The organism is Rivularia sp. UHCC 0363 (assembly GCF_034931125.1).
Taxonomy (GTDB): domain Bacteria; phylum Cyanobacteriota; class Cyanobacteriia; order Cyanobacteriales; family Nostocaceae; genus Rivularia.
Genome location: NZ_JAYGHM010000034.1, coordinates 65,848 through 85,629 on the forward strand (window position 1 = coordinate 65,848; position 19,782 = coordinate 85,629).

General features: G+C 39.0%; 18 protein-coding genes. 11 read left to right on the forward strand and 7 right to left on the reverse strand.

Annotation, left to right across the window (positions count from 1 at the left end):
- Positions 1–265: 265 nt before the first annotated feature.
- Positions 266–1,057: a DUF2993 domain-containing protein gene (locus VB797_RS19595; RefSeq protein ID WP_323239409.1), complete on the reverse strand. Its 792-nt coding sequence runs from the start codon at positions 1,055–1,057 to the stop codon at positions 266–268.
- A gap of 889 nt (positions 1,058–1,946) precedes the next feature.
- On the opposite strand from VB797_RS19595, the gene VB797_RS19600 reads away from it, so the two are divergent.
- Entirely contained in the window at positions 1,947–2,204 is a 258-nt protein-coding gene (locus VB797_RS19600) for a ThiF family adenylyltransferase (RefSeq protein WP_323239410.1), read from the forward strand.
- A complete protein-coding gene (locus tag VB797_RS19605; protein ID WP_323239411.1) occupies positions 2,185–2,592 on the forward strand; it encodes a HesA/MoeB/ThiF family protein in 408 nt (135 codons plus the stop codon). Before VB797_RS19600 ends, VB797_RS19605 begins: the two co-directional genes overlap by 20 nt.
- Before the next feature lie 351 nt (positions 2,593–2,943).
- On the opposite strand, the gene VB797_RS19610 is transcribed toward VB797_RS19605, so the two are convergent.
- From VB797_RS19610 to VB797_RS19625, 4 genes are all read right to left on the reverse strand, one after another.
- Complete coding sequence (locus tag VB797_RS19610) at positions 2,944–4,191, reverse strand: competence/damage-inducible protein A (RefSeq protein ID WP_323239412.1); 1,248 nt, start codon at positions 4,189–4,191, stop codon at positions 2,944–2,946.
- A 199-nt stretch (positions 4,192–4,390) separates the two neighbouring features.
- On the reverse strand, positions 4,391–6,139 hold the full coding sequence (gene mutL / locus VB797_RS19615) for a DNA mismatch repair endonuclease MutL (protein ID WP_323239413.1): 1,749 nt from the start codon (positions 6,137–6,139) through the stop codon (positions 4,391–4,393).
- Positions 6,140–6,399: 260 nt separating this feature from the next.
- Positions 6,400–7,443: an adenosine deaminase gene (locus VB797_RS19620; RefSeq protein ID WP_323239414.1), complete on the reverse strand. Its 1,044-nt coding sequence runs from the start codon at positions 7,441–7,443 to the stop codon at positions 6,400–6,402.
- 89 nt (positions 7,444–7,532) lie between these two features.
- The gene (locus VB797_RS19625) at positions 7,533–10,040 is read right to left on the reverse strand and encodes a PAS domain S-box protein (protein ID WP_323239415.1); all 2,508 of its coding nucleotides are present in this window, start codon (positions 10,038–10,040) and stop codon (positions 7,533–7,535) included.
- Positions 10,041–10,803: 763 nt separating this feature from the next.
- Between VB797_RS19625 and VB797_RS19630 the strand changes: the two genes are divergently transcribed.
- The 6 genes from VB797_RS19630 to VB797_RS19655 all read left to right on the forward strand — a co-directional run bounded on the left by VB797_RS19630 (position 10,804) and on the right by VB797_RS19655 (position 16,480).
- A complete protein-coding gene (locus VB797_RS19630; RefSeq protein ID WP_323239416.1) occupies positions 10,804–12,171 on the forward strand; it encodes an adenylosuccinate synthase in 1,368 nt (455 codons plus the stop codon).
- Positions 12,172–12,270: 99 nt separating this feature from the next.
- Positions 12,271–12,885 carry a 50S ribosomal protein L25/general stress protein Ctc gene (locus VB797_RS19635; protein WP_323239417.1) on the forward strand — a complete coding sequence of 205 codons (615 nt, stop codon included), beginning with the start codon at positions 12,271–12,273 and terminating at the stop codon, positions 12,883–12,885.
- Between the two features lie 91 nt (positions 12,886–12,976).
- Complete coding sequence (locus VB797_RS19640; protein ID WP_323239418.1) at positions 12,977–14,518, forward strand: AAA family ATPase; 1,542 nt, start codon at positions 12,977–12,979, stop codon at positions 14,516–14,518.
- A 7-nt stretch (positions 14,519–14,525) separates the two neighbouring features.
- Positions 14,526–15,041 (forward strand): hypothetical protein, encoded by a 516-nt coding sequence (locus VB797_RS19645; RefSeq protein WP_323239419.1) that lies wholly within the window; start codon positions 14,526–14,528, stop codon positions 15,039–15,041.
- 204 nt (positions 15,042–15,245) lie between these two features.
- A complete protein-coding gene (locus VB797_RS19650; protein ID WP_323239420.1) occupies positions 15,246–16,037 on the forward strand; it encodes a YdcF family protein in 792 nt (263 codons plus the stop codon).
- Positions 16,038–16,252: 215 nt separating this feature from the next.
- Positions 16,253–16,480 carry a hypothetical protein gene (locus VB797_RS19655; RefSeq protein WP_323239421.1) on the forward strand — a complete coding sequence of 76 codons (228 nt, stop codon included), beginning with the start codon at positions 16,253–16,255 and terminating at the stop codon, positions 16,478–16,480.
- Positions 16,481–16,482: 2 nt separating this feature from the next.
- Here the strand turns inward: VB797_RS19655 and VB797_RS19660 are convergent, their stop codons facing one another.
- A complete protein-coding gene (locus VB797_RS19660) occupies positions 16,483–16,755 on the reverse strand; it encodes a ferredoxin-thioredoxin reductase variable chain (RefSeq protein ID WP_323239428.1) in 273 nt (90 codons plus the stop codon).
- A 484-nt stretch (positions 16,756–17,239) separates the two neighbouring features.
- Here VB797_RS19660 and VB797_RS19665 point away from each other — a divergent pair, with 484 nt between their 5' ends.
- Both VB797_RS19665 and VB797_RS19670 read left to right on the forward strand, forming a co-directional pair.
- The gene (locus tag VB797_RS19665; RefSeq protein ID WP_323239422.1) at positions 17,240–17,677 is read left to right on the forward strand and encodes a TMEM165/GDT1 family protein; all 438 of its coding nucleotides are present in this window, start codon (positions 17,240–17,242) and stop codon (positions 17,675–17,677) included.
- Positions 17,678–17,718: 41 nt separating this feature from the next.
- Positions 17,719–18,021 (forward strand): TMEM165/GDT1 family protein, encoded by a 303-nt coding sequence (locus VB797_RS19670; RefSeq protein ID WP_323239423.1) that lies wholly within the window; start codon positions 17,719–17,721, stop codon positions 18,019–18,021.
- A 177-nt stretch (positions 18,022–18,198) separates the two neighbouring features.
- Here VB797_RS19670 and VB797_RS19675 read toward each other — a convergent pair whose 3' ends face one another.
- On the reverse strand, positions 18,199–18,693 hold the full coding sequence (locus tag VB797_RS19675; protein WP_323239424.1) for a hypothetical protein: 495 nt from the start codon (positions 18,691–18,693) through the stop codon (positions 18,199–18,201).
- A 375-nt stretch (positions 18,694–19,068) separates the two neighbouring features.
- Between VB797_RS19675 and VB797_RS19680 the strand changes: the two genes are divergently transcribed.
- A complete protein-coding gene (locus VB797_RS19680; protein WP_323239425.1) occupies positions 19,069–19,635 on the forward strand; it encodes a DUF2808 domain-containing protein in 567 nt (188 codons plus the stop codon).
- Positions 19,636–19,782: the final 147 nt, after the last annotated feature.

Here is a 19,782-nt window from a genome sequence, read left to right on the forward strand (position 1 = left end):
ACTAAATAGGAGATTGGGGAAGAGTTAGGAGTTAGGAGTTAGGAGTTAGGAGTTAGGAGTTAAGAGTTCGGAGTTAATAGCTTAATTTCCCCCCATCCCCCCATCCCCCCATCCCCCCATCCATATAATTACCCCCCCGTAATCTTCCAGAAGGCTGGTGACTACAGGGGGGTATTAATGGTGACATTAATAAAAACTTGGCTAAAAGAATTACGGTGAAGAACAATTATCAGATTTAAGTGGATAACTGTTCGTTAATTATTTACTAGGTACGTGGTATGCGCTCAATCTCGGCATATCCGCTAAAAATTAATTTTTGACCTTCCGTTTCTAAACGATTAAGCCGCATTTTTACTCCATCTAGGTCAAAACGGTCTAAATCGACCATATTATCTAAAATTTCTGCTAATGCAGTACATAGGGTTTGTGAAATTTCTCTTTGCTCTTCTGGTACCGACTCCAGGTCGATTTGTGGACTTTTGAACGCGACTTTTCGTCGTCGCTCAATACTTACTTTTACAGTCATATTCAACGGGACTAATTCGCCACTATTTAAGTCAGCTTTGGCGAAAATCTTTAACTGATTATCTGGCAGTAATTCTACCCGAACATCGGTAAAAGAAACGGGTTCACCATTAGATAATGCAGTTAATGTCGGTTCCGAAAGGTTTATCAAACGTTTTTTCACTAATTCCGACGTGAAAGCCTGATTAATTCCTTCTTCGGTTAACACAACTTGGGCGATCGCCTGAGTGGGTTGCTTCAAACGCAGCTTACCGCTTAGTACCGAACTAAAGTCGATAGACACAGCATCGGTTTCAAACGACATCTCCTCAACGAAGAAATCCTTACGAATTATCAAGCCGCGACCACCCATTTTGAAGCTGTCAATACTGCCCTGTAAAAGCTTGCTGGAGGGATAGCAGCGGACAAAGACTTCTACCGACTCGCTTTTAGTAAACAAGTGGCGAATCGTTTGGCTCGCAACGGTGTTGAGCATCTGCTCTCCCCAGTCGCTACCTTTAGAATCTTTAAAACCAGTAAGTCCGCCAAACATTTTAAGTACAGGTTACTAGAAGTTCTTTGTATTTTTGTAACAAATTGTGAACTTTTCAGCAACCTTCCAGAGATTAATTATGCTGATGATATTACACAAAATGATTGATAATAGTTAACTTTATTTAGCCTAAATCCTTTGCTGCATTGGGTTTGAGTGTATTTTTGCTTTTAATAAAAAAATTATTTAAAAAATAAAATGTTATTAACAGCTTACAAACTCATATTTAGCAAAGCAAAAGTGAAGGCTCGGTCTCTGTAAAGTTTTGCGATCGAGGAAGCTGAAGGCAAAAGTACTAAAAAATATTCTTTTAACTCCACAAAGAAGTATTGTCAATATCTATTCCTGAAAGCAATTTTTCTTCCTGAAGACAGATGCGATATAAAAAATTGCTTTTTTATACGTCTCATTTAATTGCTCGTGAGAAGTCTTGGGTATAAAAATAATAAAGTAGTGATTACTTAATAGTAGCGAATTTGCTGTTCATTTTGGTTAAATTTTAACCGCTAAAGTAGGGATATTGTATTACCCTTTTGATGTTATTCATCCACATACTTCGCCTTAATCCTTCCATTAAAATTTGCTTGAAATTACGGCGTACTCACTTAGTATAGCTTTCATTTGTGCTGATTTGAATCTATTTTTATTTGATTTAATTTATTAAATATTTTTTGTTGTGATTTAAATAATCTTATAAATAATATTAAAAAAAATTATATTTAAAATGCGATTCTTAAGCATCATAACTCAACGTCATTAAATGTTTATCAGTTTTATCGGTTGTTTATTTAAATTTATTAGTGTTTTTATATACTTAGCATTCTTTTTGTAAGTGTTATTTCTTATCTAATTCTGGGAACTATAAAAGTATAAGTTTCCAGGTGCAAAAATGGACACCTTCGCAATAACAGCAGTTGAAGAGATGCGCTATGACAGGCATCACTCGATTGACTGGTGGGATCAAAGCAGGCTGAATGATACCAAAATACTGGTTGCTGGAGGGGGTGCTTTGAGCAATGAGGTACTAAAGAATCTAGCAATGGTGGGTGTTGGAAATATTACCGTTATTGATTTTGATACGGTATCAATTACTAACCTTACGCGCTCTGTTTTGTTTCGAGAATGGGATGTTGGCAGGCTTGTCTAAAGTAAAAGCTGCTCGTCAACGGGCTTTAGAAATCAATCCAGAAATAGAGATTCAGGCAATTCACGGTGATTTAGAATTTGAGCTTGGTATCGGAGATGTGCGCGATCGCAATCTCATTATCGGTTGTCTTGATAGCGTTAATGCTCGTTGGGCAATTAATCAGCTTGCTTATCGCGCTGGAATTCCTTGGATAAATGGGGGTATTGGGGTAGCTGAAGGGGAAGTAAGCTTTTTCGATCCGAATAAATCTACCGCTTGTTACGAGTGCAGCATTTCTCAGCAGATGTGGCAACGGCGCGATCGGCGATATTCCTGTCAAGGGATGAAACCCACATTCCGCACCTTGAGTGTCACAATCGGTAATCACTTAATTTTTCCCATACTTTGAGATAAAAATTATGCTGGCATAGCTTTTAATATCAGTTAAAACAAGGAGATTGAGTATATAAACTAGCTTTGTTTTATTCTAAAAAACAGTAAAAACACCTTTGTGAGAGTTCGGGTGCGGAATGTGGGTTCCAATGTTGGGTTACGACACGATTAATGTAGTTACTTGTTACAACTCAAATTGATTTTCGTGTCTAACCCAACCTACAAATACTGCTCGGTTAAACTTACAAACCCGAAAATCCGTCGGTTGACATTTATAAAACTTTGTTGGGTTACGACACGATTAATTTAGTTGCTTATTACAAATTAAATTCCTCAATCGTGTCTAACCCAACCTACCAATTACCAATTACCGCTGCAACAACTTCCGTCGTAAACTATCCAAAGCATTACAAGCGCTAAAGTGACGAATCAAAGACCGACCCCGCACCGGATTAAACCGGAATTCAAAACTTTCGACTTCATTTTCTGCCGCTAAACCGACATAAACCAAACCCACGGGCTTCGTTTCCGTACCTCCACCAGGTCCCGCAATCCCGGTTATACTCAATCCCCAAGTTGTAGAAAGCTGATTTTTGACCCCTAAAGCCATTTGTTTCGCTACAGTTGCACTTACCGCACCATACTTTTCTAAATCTTCCGCGTTAACTCCTAATATCCCAATTTTCACGGAATTATCATAAGAAATTACACCACCCCAAAAATAATCGGAACTTCCCGAAGTATCGGTTAACATTCCGCCCAAAGTACCCCCAGTACAGGATTCAGCCACAGAAAGCGTTTCCCCAGACTTACGCAATAGCTCCCCAACTACGGAAGCAAGTGTGTCCTCATCCGCACCAAAACAATCTAAACCGGCAATTTCTTTGATTTGCTTTTCAACGGGTGCAATCAAACTTTGGGCTTCAGCTTCCGAACTTGCTTTCGCAGAAACTCGTAATTTCACCTGTCCTTTGCTTGCGTAAGGTGCGACCGTAGGATTCGGTAAATCGAGATAAGCAGATACTTTCTCCGCCAAAGTAGATTCTGGAACGTTCCAAAACCGCAACATTCGGCTATAAATGATTTGTTTACCCCAACCTTGATTTTTCAGGTAGGGAACGGCGGTTTCCTCCCACATCCGGTGCATTTCTGAAGGAACGCCAGGGAAAGTAAAAATCGTCAAATTAGGGCGGGGTTGCCAAACGATCCCCGGTGCCGTACCCGTAGGATTGGGTAAAATCTCCGCACCTTTGGGTATTAAAGCTTGCTTGCGATTACTTGCGCTCATGACTCTATTTAGTATCGCGTACTTCTTAGTAATATCCTCGATGATTTCCGCACGTTCGGTTAAAGGAGAACCGAAAAAATCAGCGATCGCCTCGCAAGTTAAATCATCGGGAGTCGGGCCCAAACCCCCAGTAAAAATTAGTATTTCCGATCTTTTACTAGCAATTTCAATAACTTGTTTAATGCGATCGCCATTGTCTCCAACAACCGTTTGATAAAAATGAGGAATACCCAACCCGGCTAACTGTTGCGCTAAATATTGAGCATTGCTATTGAGAATATCTCCCAGCAACATTTCCGTACCGACACAAATAATTTCTGCACTCATATTTTTTGAAGGGGGAGGGGGATGGGGAGATGGGGAGAGGGGGAGACAAAGAGACGAAGAAAAAATAACTATTTCGCTACTTGCAACTCATTACTCGCTACTCTCTACTCCTCACTCCTAACTTATAAATCCTAATCCAAAATCCAAAATCCTCAAACTCCCAACTATTCACCTTTGACCTTTAACCTTTGACCTTAATTCACATTCCGTGCGATTTGCCGATAACCCAGTTACGACGGAAATAACGAGCTAAGGATGATTCTTCTAGGGATAAAAAAATTGGTCTTCCGTGGGGACAGGTGCGGGGGTTGCGGGTACGTTGCCATCGATCTAATAGTTGCTGCATTTGTGGCAAACTCAAGGTTGTACCGTTGCGAATAGCGCTGCGACAGGCTACGGCGACTTGGGCTGTTTTTAAATCGCCTCCTTTACTCAATTCTAATATTGCTTCGGCACAATCTTCGCGCTGTTGTAAAAGTGCGGGGACTTTGCGAATTGCCCAAAGTTGTTCTCCGAAAGGTTCTATTTCTAAATTAATCCGCTGTAGCTGTTCTATTTGTGCGGGGGATAGTTGATAAAGAATGATTGCTGGTTCGCACTTGACTAGCTGCCAATGTTCGCAAATTTGTTCGTATAATACTCTTTCGTGGGCTATGTGTTGTTCTACCAACCACATTCCCTCCGAATGTTCGGCTACTATATAGGTTTTATTTATTTGAGCAACTGCTTTTAAAGGAAATGTTGTCGAAAGGGGTGAATCGGTTAAGGTTGAAGATTTAAATTGAGATTTATTAGTTTTATTTAAATTGTCATTTTCTTCAAAGTTCTTTTCTTCCAGACTTCTGCGGTTGAAGTTGTAACCGCTTTTTGCTTCTGCGGCTTTGATTAATTTACCAACTCGTGCTACCTGTAGAGATTCCTGAATGGTGGAACAATTTAAGCTGAGTGCTTTGTCAATCGATTGAGCAATTTGTTCTTGCCAATAATCAAGCTGGTTGAGATAAATTTCTGTTTTAGCGGGGTTGCGATTCCAGTTAATCTGGTTTGGGGAAACAAATAAGTGTAGAAAAGAAACCGGATAGCGATCGCGAGGTAATGTTTTATGAAATGCTCCGATAATGGTTTGTTCGAGTTCTGGTGATTTAACCATACGTCCGTTGACTGCTACACGTACCCAATCTGGACGGTGACGATGGCATCTATCGGGTAATCCGATGACTAATGAAAGTGAGGACTCGTCTGGGTTATTTAGTTCAACTTTTAATTCTTGTAAGTCTGATGGATGCACTCGATGGAGGAATTGAGACAGAGTTTCCTTCATGTTCGCGGTCGGATAAATAGCAAACCATTCGCGTTTGTTTTGCCAAACTTGCCAGGTGACGTGGGGATGACACAAAGCGGTTTGTTGAATTACTGCTTGCACCGCTTTCATTTGCTGAGCTATAGAAGGTAAACCCTGACGACGAGCGTTACAATTGCCGAATAAATTAGAAATTACGGCTACCGTACCAGGTGCGATCGCGGCTGCTTCCATTAGTAAAGCTTCTCCGCGATCGTCATATACAATCCGCCAACCGTCAGCTATTTTTCCGGGGTGAGTCGATCCACGGCTGAGAATTTCTAAATCGGCTAGGGTTGTTAAACTGTGCAGCGCTTCACCGCGAAAACCCAAACTATTGATTTTCCACAAATCTCCACAGGAGCGTATTTTACTAGTACTATGAGTGCTGGCGGCTTGCTGCAAGTCGGATAGACTCATTCCACAACCGTTATCTGCCACAGTAACCCGCCACTGTTCGGGGTACAGAGACACTACAATCCTTGTCGCGCCTGCATCCAAGGAATTTTCGATCAATTCCCGCACCACCGAGGCAAAAGAATCAATCACCTCTCCGGCTGTAATCAAATGTACGACTTCTGAAGGTAGAGCTTGGATACTAGATGCCATAACGTACACTGTTGGCGAGGATACAATTTACTCTACCGCAGAACCATCTTCTATAAATATTGTTATTAAACTTTTGTAATGATTTTGTTCATACTTAGAGAAAAAACCGTCAAAATTAATGAAATGAACTACTATAAATTACGCCAACTATGGATTAGTTTGCGCTTGTTTCCTGAATAAATTTATTTGATAATTCACTTTTAACTAAACAATAAAAATTCACTTGCTGCAACGCCCTATTACCTATTACCTATTACCTATTACCTATTAGCAATTGCTGCTTTTTGCCGTTGGGAATGAAGTAAATCGTTTAATAACAGCGCCGGACGTTCGCCATAAGTCCAGGCAAAAGCATGACGGAAAGCGGCATCCTGACAAGCCTGTAGCATTGCAAAATCGATAATGTCGTAGGTTAAAAGATTTTCGTACTCAAATGGTAAACGCACGTTATGTAACCCAGCGTTATCAGTACAAATAGCAATATCTACCCCGGCATCAAAACAGCGCTCAAATACTAACTTTAGCTGTCGGATATCTTCCAAGGTACCCGTCTTAATGTAAGTGGTCGGACACACTTCCAAACATTGCCCCCGTCTGGCTACATCTGGGAGTAAATCTGGATATAGCAGCGGAATTTGGATACCGTGACCAATCCGCATTAGATAAGGTAATAATTCTGCATGACACCCATCCTTAGTTTCATAGAGGTGTCCGGTAGTATTCAAACCGGCAGATAAAGCATATTCGTAAAGCTCGATCCATTCATCCATACGTTCTTTGTAAGCGCTATCTCCACCTGCTACATCTATAGCGCATACGTGCTGTCTATTTTGAGCGGCTAAATCGACAATCGCTTTGTTGACTTCATAGGGAAGCCGCGAATGCATACACAAAATCTGACTGGTGACAATCGGATATTCGGATAACTTACTAGCTTTACCAACAACATCTACAATCTCAGCCATCTTGTCAATTCTTTCTGATTGACTTAAATGTTCTGGTGTTCGTAGGTAAGGAGTATAGCGCAGTTCTAAATATGCCAAATTTTCAAAAATGTATGCACCGCGTACCAAACGATAAATAAAGTAAGGCAAAGTTTCTATAGTTTGGACACTTTCAACTAGAGTGTGTAACTCTAGATACTCTTCCAAGGTATTGCGGGGTTTGGTATAAAACTCTTCAAATTCTTGATAGTCCTCAAAGCGCTGGATAAACTCATCCGAATGACGCTCGAAATATCCCCATAAAATCCGGGGTACAACCGAACCGCCCAGGTGCCGATGCAATTCAGCGTATAATGCCATAACGAGATTTTATTATTGTAAAAATTTTATTAATAGTAACAAATACAAACAGCAAAAAAATATATACTCAATAAATTTTTCGGTAAACTCTATTTAAATTCTTTGGTTACTTTCCCGATCGCATGCAGCAATTCTTTGCCAGTACAGGGTTTAGACATAAATGCCTGCACATTTTGACTTGATTTATCATCTGTAGTTAGATTTAACTCCAAGCCGCTAATAGCAACAATTTTTACTGAAGGGTTGATTTTTTGTAACAATACGATAGTAATTTCACCATCCATTTCAGGCATCATCATATCTAGCAAAACCACATTGATTTCGCTTTGATGTTTAGCGTAAATTTCTATAGCTTCGATACCATTAGATGCTGTAAGTACGCGGTAATTATAAGCTTCTAAAGATGATTTAGTAATTTCGCGAATAGCAGGCTCGTCATCGACTACCAAAATTAATTCACCGCTACCATTAAGATTAGCAGGGCGATCGCAACAAGGAATATCGGTTTCTTGATGGGGTGTAATTGGTAAATAAACTTTAACGATGGTACCTTTATTCAACTCACTATAAACGTTCATAAAACCGCCGTGGTTGTTAACAATACTTAAAGAGGTAGAAAGACCCAACCCCGTACCAAGACCTAGCTCTTTTGTAGTAAAAAACGGTTCAAAAATCCGTTCTTGAACTTCTGGATGTATACCTACTCCCGTATCAGCTACACTGACTACAATGTAAGCGCCGGTTTTAGCATTGATGTTCATTTGGGCATAATGTTCATCGACAAACAGATTTGCGGCGGAAATTTTTAGTTTACCTCCTTGAGGTATGGCATCGCGAGCATTAACAACTAAGTTCATTAATACCTGATGTAATTGGGTCGCATCACCACAAACAAAACCCAATTCTTCGGCAATATTTACGGTTAATTTAATTGATTTAGGAAAGGTTTGTCGAACAATTTGCTCAATTTCTGTAATTAAATGTTTGACTTGAACTAAGGTACGTTTACCTTCAATACCTCTAGCAAAAGATAACAACTGTTTGATTAAACTAGCACCGCGCAGAGCATTATTTTCTAAAGTTTTGAGCAATCGTAAATGGTGCGAATCCTGTAATTTCCTCTCTAATAATTGTACCGACATTAAAATTGGTGCTAATACGTTATTGAGATCGTGAGCAATACCTCCTGCTAAGGTACCGATACTTTCTAAACGCTGGGTTCTTAAAAGTTGAGTTTCTAGCTGTTTCTTTTGAGTTATTTCGGTATTTTCGACAAAAATTGATTTTGGTTTGCCTTGTCGATCTTGCAATAGCGTCCAGCGACTTTCAACAATAATCTCTTTACCATCTTTAGTTAATTGATGTAACTCTCCTTGCCATTTTCCAGTACTAATAACGCTTAACAATGCATCGTCTAGCTGTGGAGAATATCCTTTGTGTAGCAATTGCGATGATTTTTTACTATTAACTTCTGATGCTTGCCAACCATAAATCTGTTCGGCACCTTTATTCCAATATAAAATTCGATTGTCAACATCTTTTACTAATATTGCGTTTGTTACTACGTCTAACAATGCTGCTTGTTCTCGAAGTTTTTGTTCTGATACTTTACGTTGTGTGATATCACGAGTTATTGCTAAATGTAAGAAGCCTTCGTTACTTTCACTTGATAAGGGTACTGAGTAACTTTCCATCCAGCGGCGGGTATTTTTGAATCCAATCATCTCGAATTCTAAAGATTCTTTGTTACCCTGACAAACGCTTTTATGCATTAATTTATAAGCTTTTTGATATTCCGGCAGAACTGTAGAATATACCGATTTACCAATTAGTTTATCGGCGTTTTCTGCTTCCATCATTGCTACTCCGAAGGCATTTATTTCTAAAATATTGCCATTTCGATCAATTAATTTTATACATTCTGGTTCTGCATCTATTATTGCCCGCAAGCGGTTTTCGCTTTGTCGTAAAGCCAATTTTGTATTTTTAAGTCTAATGATGCGACTTTTAACTAGATAATAAAGTTGTGTTACTAATCCTAAATTAACAAATCCAGCAATAAAAAAGGCTGCGATCGCTGTTTTAAAGCTGCTTTGCGATCGATTAATCTGATTTAATAATAATTTTTGCGTTAACTGTATTGAATCAGTTACATTTTTTATCTCATCTGTCAAAATTAATTCTTGAGATAAATCCAATTTTTGATTCTGCTTTGTATATAATTGATTTCTTAATAAATTAAGTTTATTAGTAATATTTTCATCAATTAATAAAATTTTTTGTTGTTGGTAATTATCTTGAGTTAATTTTTTAAGTAATTGGAGGTTAAGATCGATTTTTTCCAGTGCAGTAACATCATATTTTAGATAATCTGTATTTGCCGATATCAAATAACCATAACGCGCTATTTGAGCATCTTTTAATGCTGAAAGTGTTCTTTCTAGCTGGATAATAACTTGATGTGAATGATTTACACTTGCTTGATTGACTTTTAATTTAATAGTATTGCTGCACGAAATCACTGCATTCGCAAATACTACACAGACCGCTAGTAAAAATACTATTTTAATTCTTTTAATGCTAGATGCTTTAATCATGTCTAGAGCAAAGATAATTTTATATTAATTACCGAGTTATTTTAAAAATAATTTTTATCAGGGAATAGGGAATAGGAAAAAGAAGCTTTATTAAAAAAAATTGTATTTTTCCCAAGATTACCGATTGCTCTTTAAGTTGCGAAAATTTAACCTTCAAATTTGAGGAAGTTTATAAAAATCAGAAGCGAATCATAGACCAAAAACTAAGCCCCTAAATTTTATTTATGAGGAATTAATTACGTTCACCTTTCTGTGTTCCCGTTCACCGCAAGGTGTCCCGTAGGGAAGGGTATTACGAATTATACTCACTCTACAGTTGAGGAGCAAAAAATAAGGAATAAATAATTTAATACCTTTACAGTTTTTTGTAAAGTCGTGAATACAACATTTATTTATAATATTTTTTACATTCACTGCATTTCTCAAGCAGCTATATCTGTAATTAAATTCATTATTATCAATTAATTCTCTATAAATCTACGTTTGATATATACATTTTTTATACATTTGTTTGTAAAGCTAGTAAATCAAATTCAAATTAATACTGAGAGATTAAGGTTGAAACTGTTAATTATTTTACTAGAGATTAATTTGGAAAATGTATTAAATGAATCAATTCTGCTCAAATAAAAGGTAAATTATGTCACCGATTTATAACTTATCGAGCATTTTTATAAAATAATGTAGCTTGTAAGTCTTGACATTAGTTACTTGACGTGTAGATAATAATCATTTGTGAAAACTGTATCTTAATAAAAATCTCTTGGCTAACGTCATTGTTATAGGTGCCCAATGGGGCGATGAAGGGAAAGGAAAAATAACAGATTTACTCAGCCGTTCCGCAGATGTTGTCGTGCGTTACCAAGGGGGGGTAAATGCGGGACATACAATTGTGGTAAAAGGTCAAACCTTTAAGCTGCATTTGATTCCAAGCGGTATTTTGTATCCAGAAACCAAATGTATTATTGGTTCTGGAACTGTTATTGACCCGCAAGTTTTGATTGCTGAACTTGATCAGATAGAGAATTTAAATATTTCCACTAACAATCTGTTGATTTCTGAAACGGCACACGTTACGATGCCGTATCATCGATTGATTGATAAAGCTTCTGAGGAGCGGCGGGGTGTTCATAAAATCGGTACTACAGGTAGGGGTATCGGTCCAACCTATGCTGACAAATCCGAGCGTACAGGTATTCGGATGTTAGATTTGATCGACCCGAAAGGATTGCGCGAACAACTAGAATGGACGATTAATTATAAAAACGTCATTCTTGAAAAGCTTTATAATCTACCACCCATCGATGCCTCTGCTGTAATTGAAGACTATTTGGGGTATGCAGAACGCTTAAAGCGTTACGTTGTTGATACTTCCTTAGAAATTTATCAGGCAATTAAGGAACGTCGCAATATTTTGTTTGAGGGAGCGCAGGGTACTCTTTTAGATTTAGATCACGGAACTTATCCTTTTGTGACTTCCTCTAATCCGGTAGCGGGTGGAGCCTGTGTAGGTACGGGTTTGGGCCCGACTGCGATCGACCGAGTAATTGGGGTTGCAAAAGCCTATACTACTCGCGTTGGTGAAGGACCTTTTCCTACCGAACTTTCCGGAGAGATCGGAGAACATTTATGTTCTGTAGGAGCGGAATTTGGCACAACTACCGGACGTAAACGTCGCTGCGGCTGGTTCGATGCGGTTATCGGTCGCTATGCGGTGCGGATTAACGGTATGGATTGCTTAGCGATTACCAAACTCGATGTCCTTGACGGACTTGAAGAAATCAAAGTTTGTGTCGCTTACGAAATTGATGGCGATACCCCGGAGGGGTCTAGCTCCGCTACTCGCACTGAACATTTTCCCACAAACGCCCGAAAATTTGCTCGTTGTCGCCCGATTTACGAAACTATGCCGGGATGGCAACAGTCAACAAGCCATTGTCGCAATTTAGATGAATTACCGACGCAAGCTTTAGACTACCTGAAATTTTTAGCAGAACTAGTGGAAGTGCCGATCGCAATTGTTTCCTTGGGTGCGAGTCGCGACCAAACAATCATTGTTGAAGACCCAATTCACGGACCAAAGCGGGGATTATTACGAGCCGATGGAACTGCTGGTTTAAAGACTGCATAAGGTTGAGGTACAATATTGTCTTTGCTCGTATATTTAGAGGCGCGGTAATAATCTCTAGTAACTCTATAACCCCTAACATTAATTAGATAGAACAAAACTATGGAAATGACGGTCGAATGTCAAAAGCGACCAGAAGGAAGCAAAACCAAGGCTTTGCGTCGTTCTGGAGAAATTCCTGCCAATTTATACGGTCATAAAGGTACGGAATCAATTTCTTTGGTAATTAATGCCAAAACTGTCGAACGCTTGCTCAAAAAAGCTTCGGTGAACAATACCTTAATCGATTTAAAGGTGAACGATATTCCTTGGCAAGGTCAAACCTTACTCAGGGAAGTTCAAGCTCATCCAGCGTCAGGTAAACCTTTCCACCTCAGCTTTTTTGCGGTTGCAGGTCACGGTAAAATGACCGTGGAAGTACCTCTTAACTTTATCGGTACTGCAATTGGTGTCAAAGAAGAAGGCGGGATGTTGGATACGGTAATTAATGAAATGCAGCTAAACTGTCTGCCAGAAAATATTCCCGATGCAATTGAGATTGATGTCACAAACTTGAAAGTCGGAGACAGCCTGCACGTTAATGACATCAAATTACCTGAAGGGGTAACATTAACAGCAGAATCTGAAGAACTTGTTGTTAGCGTTTTACCACCGCAAGTTAGTGCAACTACTGAAGGTGAGGGTGAAGGAGAACAAGCAGCATCTGAAGCTGTGTGAAGTCTACTTTCTTCAATTAAAATACCAGGGGGCGAACTCCTGGTTTTTTTGTGTTTAAAACCGAATTATAGTTGTACGTAAGGTGGATTTTATGAGTAAGTCCGTTTCAGCAACGATTGAGCAGATGATGCAGCCCGGTTTTTATCCCCATGCAGTTCAAGAACCCATACAGTTGATTCAAACTCACTCTTCCTACGTATTGTTAACCGGAGATTATGCTTATAAGTTGAAAAAGCCGGTAAATTTCGGTTTTTTGAATTATTCGACCCTACAAAAGCGACAGCATTTTTGTCAAGAAGAATTACGGTTAAATCGCGTAGCAGCACCTGAAATTTATTTGGAAGTATTGCCAGTTACTCGCAACGGCGATAAGTATCAATTAGGGGGGGCAGGGGAAGCTGTAGAATATACTTTGAAAATGCGTCAGTTTCCGCAAGAGACGCTATTTAGTGAAATGTTTGATCGCGGAGGACTTGAAGAACAACACGTAGCCCAATTAGGGCAAGTAGTCGCTCAATATCATGCCAAAGCTGTAACCAGCAATTATATTAGTTCCTTTGGAGAAGTATCCCAAATACGAGCTGCATTTGACGAAAATTACCAGCAAACCGAAAAATATATTGGTGTAGCTCAGACGCAGCAGCAATTTATCGAAACAAAGAATTATACAGACAAGTTTTTTCGCGATCGCACAGAATTATTTCAAAGTCGCGTCAATCACAATTTTATTCGCGAATGTCACGGCGATTTACACTTAAGAAATATCTGCTTATGGCAAGGTAAAGTGATGCTCTTCGACTGCATCGAATTTAACGAAGCATTTCGTTTTGTTGATGTCATCTACGATGTTGCATTTGCAATGATGGATTTGGAAGCACGAAACGGTAAAGAACTAGGTAATATTTTTCTAAATACCTATATCGAACAAACTGGAGATTATGAAGGTTTGCAGGTATTGTCTTTATACTTGAGCCGTCAGGCTTACGTCAGAGCCAAGGTAACTTCGTTTTTACTTGATGACCCTAACGTACCCCAAACCGCTAAACAACAAGCGACTTCAACCGCTGCCGATTATTATCGTCTTGCTTGGGAATATACTAAACCCCAGACAGGAAAATTAATTTTGATGTCTGGTTTGTCCGGCTCTGGTAAAAGTACTACAGCACGATATTTAGCTCGACATTTGGGAGCAGTTCATCTACGCTCAGATGCAGTACGAAAACATTTAGCGGGAATTGCTTTGTTACAACGTGGTGGGGATGAGTTGTATACCCCCCAAATGAATCACAAAACTTATTCCCGGCTGATGGAATTGGGTATTATGCTGGCTCGTCTGGGCTTTTCTGTAATTTTGGATGCAAAGTACGACAAACAGCAATTACGAGGGGAGGTTATTGAACAAGCAGATAAATATCAAATTCCTTGGCAAATCGTTAACTGTACCGCGCCAGAAAACGTATTACGCCAACGTCTTGTCAAGCGTACTGGAGATGTAGCAGATGCAACCGTTGATTTGCTAATATCACAAATGAAAGCGGCAGAACCGTTTAGCGATCGAGAAAAATCACACCTGAAAATTTTAGATACAACTCAGCCTCAACAGGCACAATTAAAACAACTAATTAGCCAATAGCCGAATCATGGCAAAAAAAAGTCCTGGTAATTTTCTACCTCTCTCGCAAAGCTTTCTCTCTCAACTGATATTTGGAATATTTTTAGCGTTTATATTTTACCTGTCTTCTAATAACGCAGAACTAAGTATTTTCCTAGGGGTATTGGGAGGGTTAGCATTAGGTTTATTTCTGACATCCACAAAAACTAGTTCCCAACCTGAAAACGTCGCATCTTCCGACGGTGTGGATGCTGGACTCAAATACTGGCTGTTTTTCTTACTTAGCTTTAGACTCTTAGGCTATACCTCACAGACGAGTATTTTATTCGGTGGATTAGCTGGTTTGAGTGCAGGCTTTATTTTTGGTTGGTGGGGAAGTAAGGAACCAACTGTAGCTAAGATATCAAATCAAAGGCAACAGACTGAAGGAGACGCAGACGAAGTGGCTTCTTCCACACAGCGAGTTAACTCACAACGGAGTAGAAAATCTACCCGTCGTTACCGTCGTCGTTCTGGAATCAATATTAAGTTTTGGGAAAGGTAATTGAAACTACCAAAGTTAGGAATTATACCAATTCTGGATGAGGCTGCGTTAAAACACCCGCAGCCTAGAAGGCTGGGGCTAATATTACAAAGCCTACCTGCGTAGGCTAAATTCAGCACATCCTTGCAAGGAAATGGTATAATTCATAACTTTAATAAGGGCGTAGCAATGCGGAGTCTCTACAACCTATAACTATAAATAAAAATGTTTTTATATCTTTCTAAACTGATACCTCTTTTCTTTTATCCCCTTGGGTTTGCCTGTATTTGTTGTGTTTTAGCGCTTTTTTTGATTTGGAAACGACCGCGTGTGACAGCATTTTTGATTGCGATCGCGCTGTTTGTATTACTTTTTAGCTCTAATGCTTGGGTTTCTCGCTTTCTAGTCCGTTCTTTGGAATGGCAAAATATTCCCGCTGCGGAATTACCAACAGCAGAAGCAATTGTAGTTTTAGGTGGTGCAACTAAGTCTGTTTACCCACCGCGAACAACTGTAGACTTAAGCGAATCAGGGGATAGAGTCCTTTACGCAGCCCAACTTTATCGTCAGCAAAAAGCTCCCCTAATCATTGTCAGTGGTGGTCGTATCGATTGGCGGGGTGGAGGTGCGCCGGAGTCGGAAGATATGGCAAAATTACTGATATTTATGGGTGTAAAATCTGAAGATATTATACAAGAGCCAGACTCGCTCAACACTTATGAAAACGCCGTAAACGTAAAAAAGATTCTTTTAGATCGCAAGATTGAGGGTATATTGCTAGTGACTTCAGCAATGCATATGCCGCGATCGCTAGCAATTTTTCAACATCAAAAGATCGAAACGATTGCTGCACCTACTGATTTCCTAGTTACAGAGGGTGAGCTTCAAGAACTAGCTAGCACTCCTAAAGGTGCAATTTTAAATTTATTACCCGATAGCAAAAATTTAGATAACTTTACCATCGCCTTAAAAGAGTACATTGGTATGGTTGTATACCGCTTGCGCGGGTGGGTGTAAATTCGATTTTGGATTTTGGATTATGTCCTTCGGACACACTTCGTGAATGGATTTTGGATTGTTAAGTTTATTCACGACCAGTCAATGTATATCTATATTCCAATTCCCAATTCCCCATTCCCCATTCCCAATTCCCAATTACCCATTCCCAATTCCCCATTACCCATTCCCAATTCCCAATTCCCAATTCCCAATTCCCAATTCCCAATTAAAAAATGTCTCAAGAATTACACAGAATAATCCCTTCTGAGTCATCTCAAATAATCGAAGAAACTATTGCTGTTAATCAAACAACTCGCGAATTTCACCGAGAAGTTGAAGTGCGCTCGGAGTTTAAACGTTATTGTGAATGGTATTATTGTACTGCTGAGAATAATCGCCAAGAACTAAAAAAAATGCGCGGCGAACTGAATATATTTCAGTGGTTTCGCCGCCGAAATTGAGTTTAAACTGTTTCTAACTCCGAAGTACGTAAATGGGCTTTAAACTTTTTAGTAAACTTCACCTGGATAGGGAAGTTAGCACTAACAGGTCTTTCCTTCCATTGGGTAACAATAGCCATCACTTCCCCTTCCAAGCCTTTGATGTCAAAAGCTTCACCACGATGATCGGGATGGTGATAAATTACCACAGATTCAGTTACACGGACGCGATCGCCAACTTTCATATCACTATTTACATTTAGCTTTTGGTTTTCCACAACTGTCGTCACAGCTATTCCTCAGTTAATTTTTTTTAATCAAAATATAGACTGCTTGCCACAATAAATTTTGTTTTAGCTTTTAAATATGCCACAGAAGCTATACATATAACTTCCGTACCACCGAGACTGTCATACAAAACCGCGAGCTATCTAGACTTCACCATTAACAGTTGCTACAAGCAAAAACATCAAGGTAAATTAAGAAGCACTAAAAGCCACCTGACATGAAGGCAAGAGGTCTAATCCTTATATCTTCACTCCTTATGTTTACTTTGGTCAACTGGCAAAGGATTTTGGATTTTAGATTATCCTACGGAAAGACGCTTTCGCATCAATGTTTGGATTGAAAGTTCGGAGTTAATCTGAGGGAGCAGGGAGTAGGGAATAGGAGAAACTGATAATTTTGTCTTCCCATCTGCGAACAAAGGTTGCAATTTATCATAAAAATCTGAGAAAATGAAAACAAAATGAAAACTATCCTAAGATAGAATTATTTCCCGTGAAACTTGACTCCACTCCTATCAGCTTGACTGGGACTTCCATATCTCAAAGCCAGCAACCGAAAATCGAAGATACAGAATGTCACCATAAGCCGACTTCCGTGACGTTTCATGAAGCATCTCTACAAGAACCGGATAATTCTACTCAAAAATCCCAGTCTCCACTATTTATATTTGGAAGCACCTTCATTACGATTTTTTTAGCAGAAATCGGAGACAAAACTCAGCTATCAACTTTATTGATGAGTGCGGAATCCCATTCCCCGTGGGTAGTGTTTGTTGGTTCTGGTGCAGCATTGATTACAACAAGCTTTTTGGGTGTAGCTTTGGGTAGTTTGCTATCTAAACATCTTTCTCCAAGAACAATTAATAAAGCCGCAGGAGTCACCCTCTTGTTAATTTCCATTATGTTATTTTTAGACTTAATTCTTGCTTAAAAGTTGATTTTTAATATTTAATTCCTTACTCATAACTCATCATGGACTTACATCTTTTAGCAATAAGTTTTATCACAGTTTTTTTATCCGAATTAGGTGATAAAAGTCAATTAGCTGCGATCGCGCTTTCGGGACGCTCTAAATCTCCTCGTGCAGTCTTTTTCGGTACCGCTTTAGCGCTGCTACTTACTAGTTTATTAGGAGCATTAGCGGGAGGTGCAGCAGCAGAGTTCCTACCTACACGTTTACTCAAAACTATTGCAGCGATTGGATTTGCCATACTTGCAGTACGTTTGCTATTTTTCGATCAAGAGGAATCAGAATCAGTGAGCAGTGAGCAGTAAGCAGTTATTAACCTGCGCTAATTTTAATAAAATTCTCGCAGCGTAACGCACCTTCAAAAACAATACTCAGCCCAATTAATCGGACTGAGTAGAATTTATTGTGTATCAAATATTAACTGTCGATCTAGATTAATAATCAAGTTTGAGCGAAAATTATTTTTAACTTCTATGTAACTTCTAATTTTCCTGTTTGCAATATCCAGTAAAAAGAGTACCAGCAACCGCCAATTTTACTGCTTCAATAAACCAGTAAGCACCATGCAATAAATCCATACTTGCAGGAGTTTGAGAAACTTCAAACCAGTTTAATTGCAGTCCAATAGCAGACATTTGGGGAGTTAAGAAATAAGTATCAGCTAAAGCAATACCTAGCAGTACAGTTGCTAAAATAATGCTGCTTCTTTGCCAGTTAAAGTGATTCTTACTCAAGGCTAAAACGCCAGTTAATACTAATCCCGCACAAAGCAATTCAACCCGATTGAAATTCCAAAATACTGTATAACCGGCTGTTGCAAAACTCGATTGAGTCATCATTCCCGAAACGTAAAGACTAGGCATAATTACCCAATCTAAAATTAAGCTAGCGCTGAGCCAAAAGCCTAAAGTAATGATGATTGCATTTTGCCAAACTGGACGCTTAAATTCTACGCTGGAAGTGGAAATGGTATTCATGGAAAAATAATTGCTTCGTTATATATATTAGTGTGAAACAATAGAAGTTGTTTTGACTACTCATCTCAATTAACCTTTACAAAACAGTCGTAGTTTCACGCAAAATATAGTATTTAACGTACCTTTTTAATAACATTTCTTAATAATTGGATTTGGGTTAAGCGCGTGTAAATAAATCATTATGGTTTTTAGTATTTTACCTGGCGATTTAAATCGCGGCTATACAGGCAAAACCCGCCTGCGCGGGTTAAACAATTCATTTATTAGTCCACGGAGGTGGACTTTGCCTATGTAGTCGCGATTTAAATCGCCGGATGCTTTTAAAATATCTTCTAATAGCTAAAAATCAAACTTTCAAATCTTGAATAATTAACCATGCGCTTCGCAATTATATTAATCACTCTCGCTTGTATCATCGGTATTGATTCGACACTTAAATTGAGTCAAGCAGTACAGTTACGAGATGGGAAAGTATATTTTGTTCAAGTACCGCGTTTAGTGAAAGCGACAACAACCTTTGACGATGTAAACATATGGGGTGCTACATATTACTTTACCGTTCAGGTTCCGTCAGATGCGGGAGAACCTCTGCAAAAGATAACTATTAATCAGCATTCTGGATTAGATAATATAAATTTTGATTTGAAAGACAGCTTTGCTATATCGGGAACTACTAAAAGTGAAAAAGAAAAATTACCGCTTCAGATTACCGAAAAGCGTCGAGAAAAAACAGTATCGCTGACATTTAACCCACCAGTTGAACCAGGTAAAACAATCAACATTGCTTTGAAACCGATACGCAATCCTTCAGTTGAAGGTGTTTATTTATTTGGAGTTACCGCATTTCCTGCGGGTGAAAAATCCCACGGACAGTTTTTAGGATATGGAAGATTGCATTTTTATAGAAATAATAGTTCTTTGTTTTCACCGTTTGGGTGGTGAAACTAATTTTGTATAAAAATCACCCTCACTCTGGAAGAGTGGGGCTATAGAAGCAAAGCCCACCTGCGTGGGCTAACGAAAAGCCCTGCTTTTTTAAGGGGATGGGGAGATGGGGGGATGGGGGGATGGGGAGATGGGGAGATGGGG

Bases quoted from the DNA above. Each gene is read 5' to 3' on its own strand.
- VB797_RS19595 (WP_323239409.1), bottom strand. From the start codon at position 1,057: ATGTTTGGCGGACTTACTGGTTTTAAAGATTCTAAAGGTAGCGACTGG.
- VB797_RS19600 (WP_323239410.1), top strand. From the start codon at position 1,947: ATGGACACCTTCGCAATAACAGCAGTTGAAGAGATGCGCTATGACAGG.
- VB797_RS19605 (WP_323239411.1), top strand. From the start codon at position 2,185: ATGTTGGCAGGCTTGTCTAAAGTAAAAGCTGCTCGTCAACGGGCTTTA.
- VB797_RS19610 (WP_323239412.1), bottom strand. From the start codon at position 4,191: ATGAGTGCAGAAATTATTTGTGTCGGTACGGAAATGTTGCTGGGAGAT.
- mutL (WP_323239413.1), bottom strand. From the start codon at position 6,139: ATGGCATCTAGTATCCAAGCTCTACCTTCAGAAGTCGTACATTTGATT.
- VB797_RS19620 (WP_323239414.1), bottom strand. From the start codon at position 7,443: ATGGCATTATACGCTGAATTGCATCGGCACCTGGGCGGTTCGGTTGTA.
- VB797_RS19625 (WP_323239415.1), bottom strand. From the start codon at position 10,040: ATGATTAAAGCATCTAGCATTAAAAGAATTAAAATAGTATTTTTACTA.
- VB797_RS19635 (WP_323239417.1), top strand. From the start codon at position 12,271: ATGGAAATGACGGTCGAATGTCAAAAGCGACCAGAAGGAAGCAAAACC.
- VB797_RS19640 (WP_323239418.1), top strand. From the start codon at position 12,977: ATGAGTAAGTCCGTTTCAGCAACGATTGAGCAGATGATGCAGCCCGGT.
- VB797_RS19645 (WP_323239419.1), top strand. From the start codon at position 14,526: ATGGCAAAAAAAAGTCCTGGTAATTTTCTACCTCTCTCGCAAAGCTTT.
- VB797_RS19650 (WP_323239420.1), top strand. From the start codon at position 15,246: ATGTTTTTATATCTTTCTAAACTGATACCTCTTTTCTTTTATCCCCTT.
- VB797_RS19655 (WP_323239421.1), top strand. From the start codon at position 16,253: ATGTCTCAAGAATTACACAGAATAATCCCTTCTGAGTCATCTCAAATA.
- VB797_RS19670 (WP_323239423.1), top strand. From the start codon at position 17,719: ATGGACTTACATCTTTTAGCAATAAGTTTTATCACAGTTTTTTTATCC.
- VB797_RS19675 (WP_323239424.1), bottom strand. From the start codon at position 18,693: ATGAATACCATTTCCACTTCCAGCGTAGAATTTAAGCGTCCAGTTTGG.
- VB797_RS19680 (WP_323239425.1), top strand. From the start codon at position 19,069: ATGCGCTTCGCAATTATATTAATCACTCTCGCTTGTATCATCGGTATT.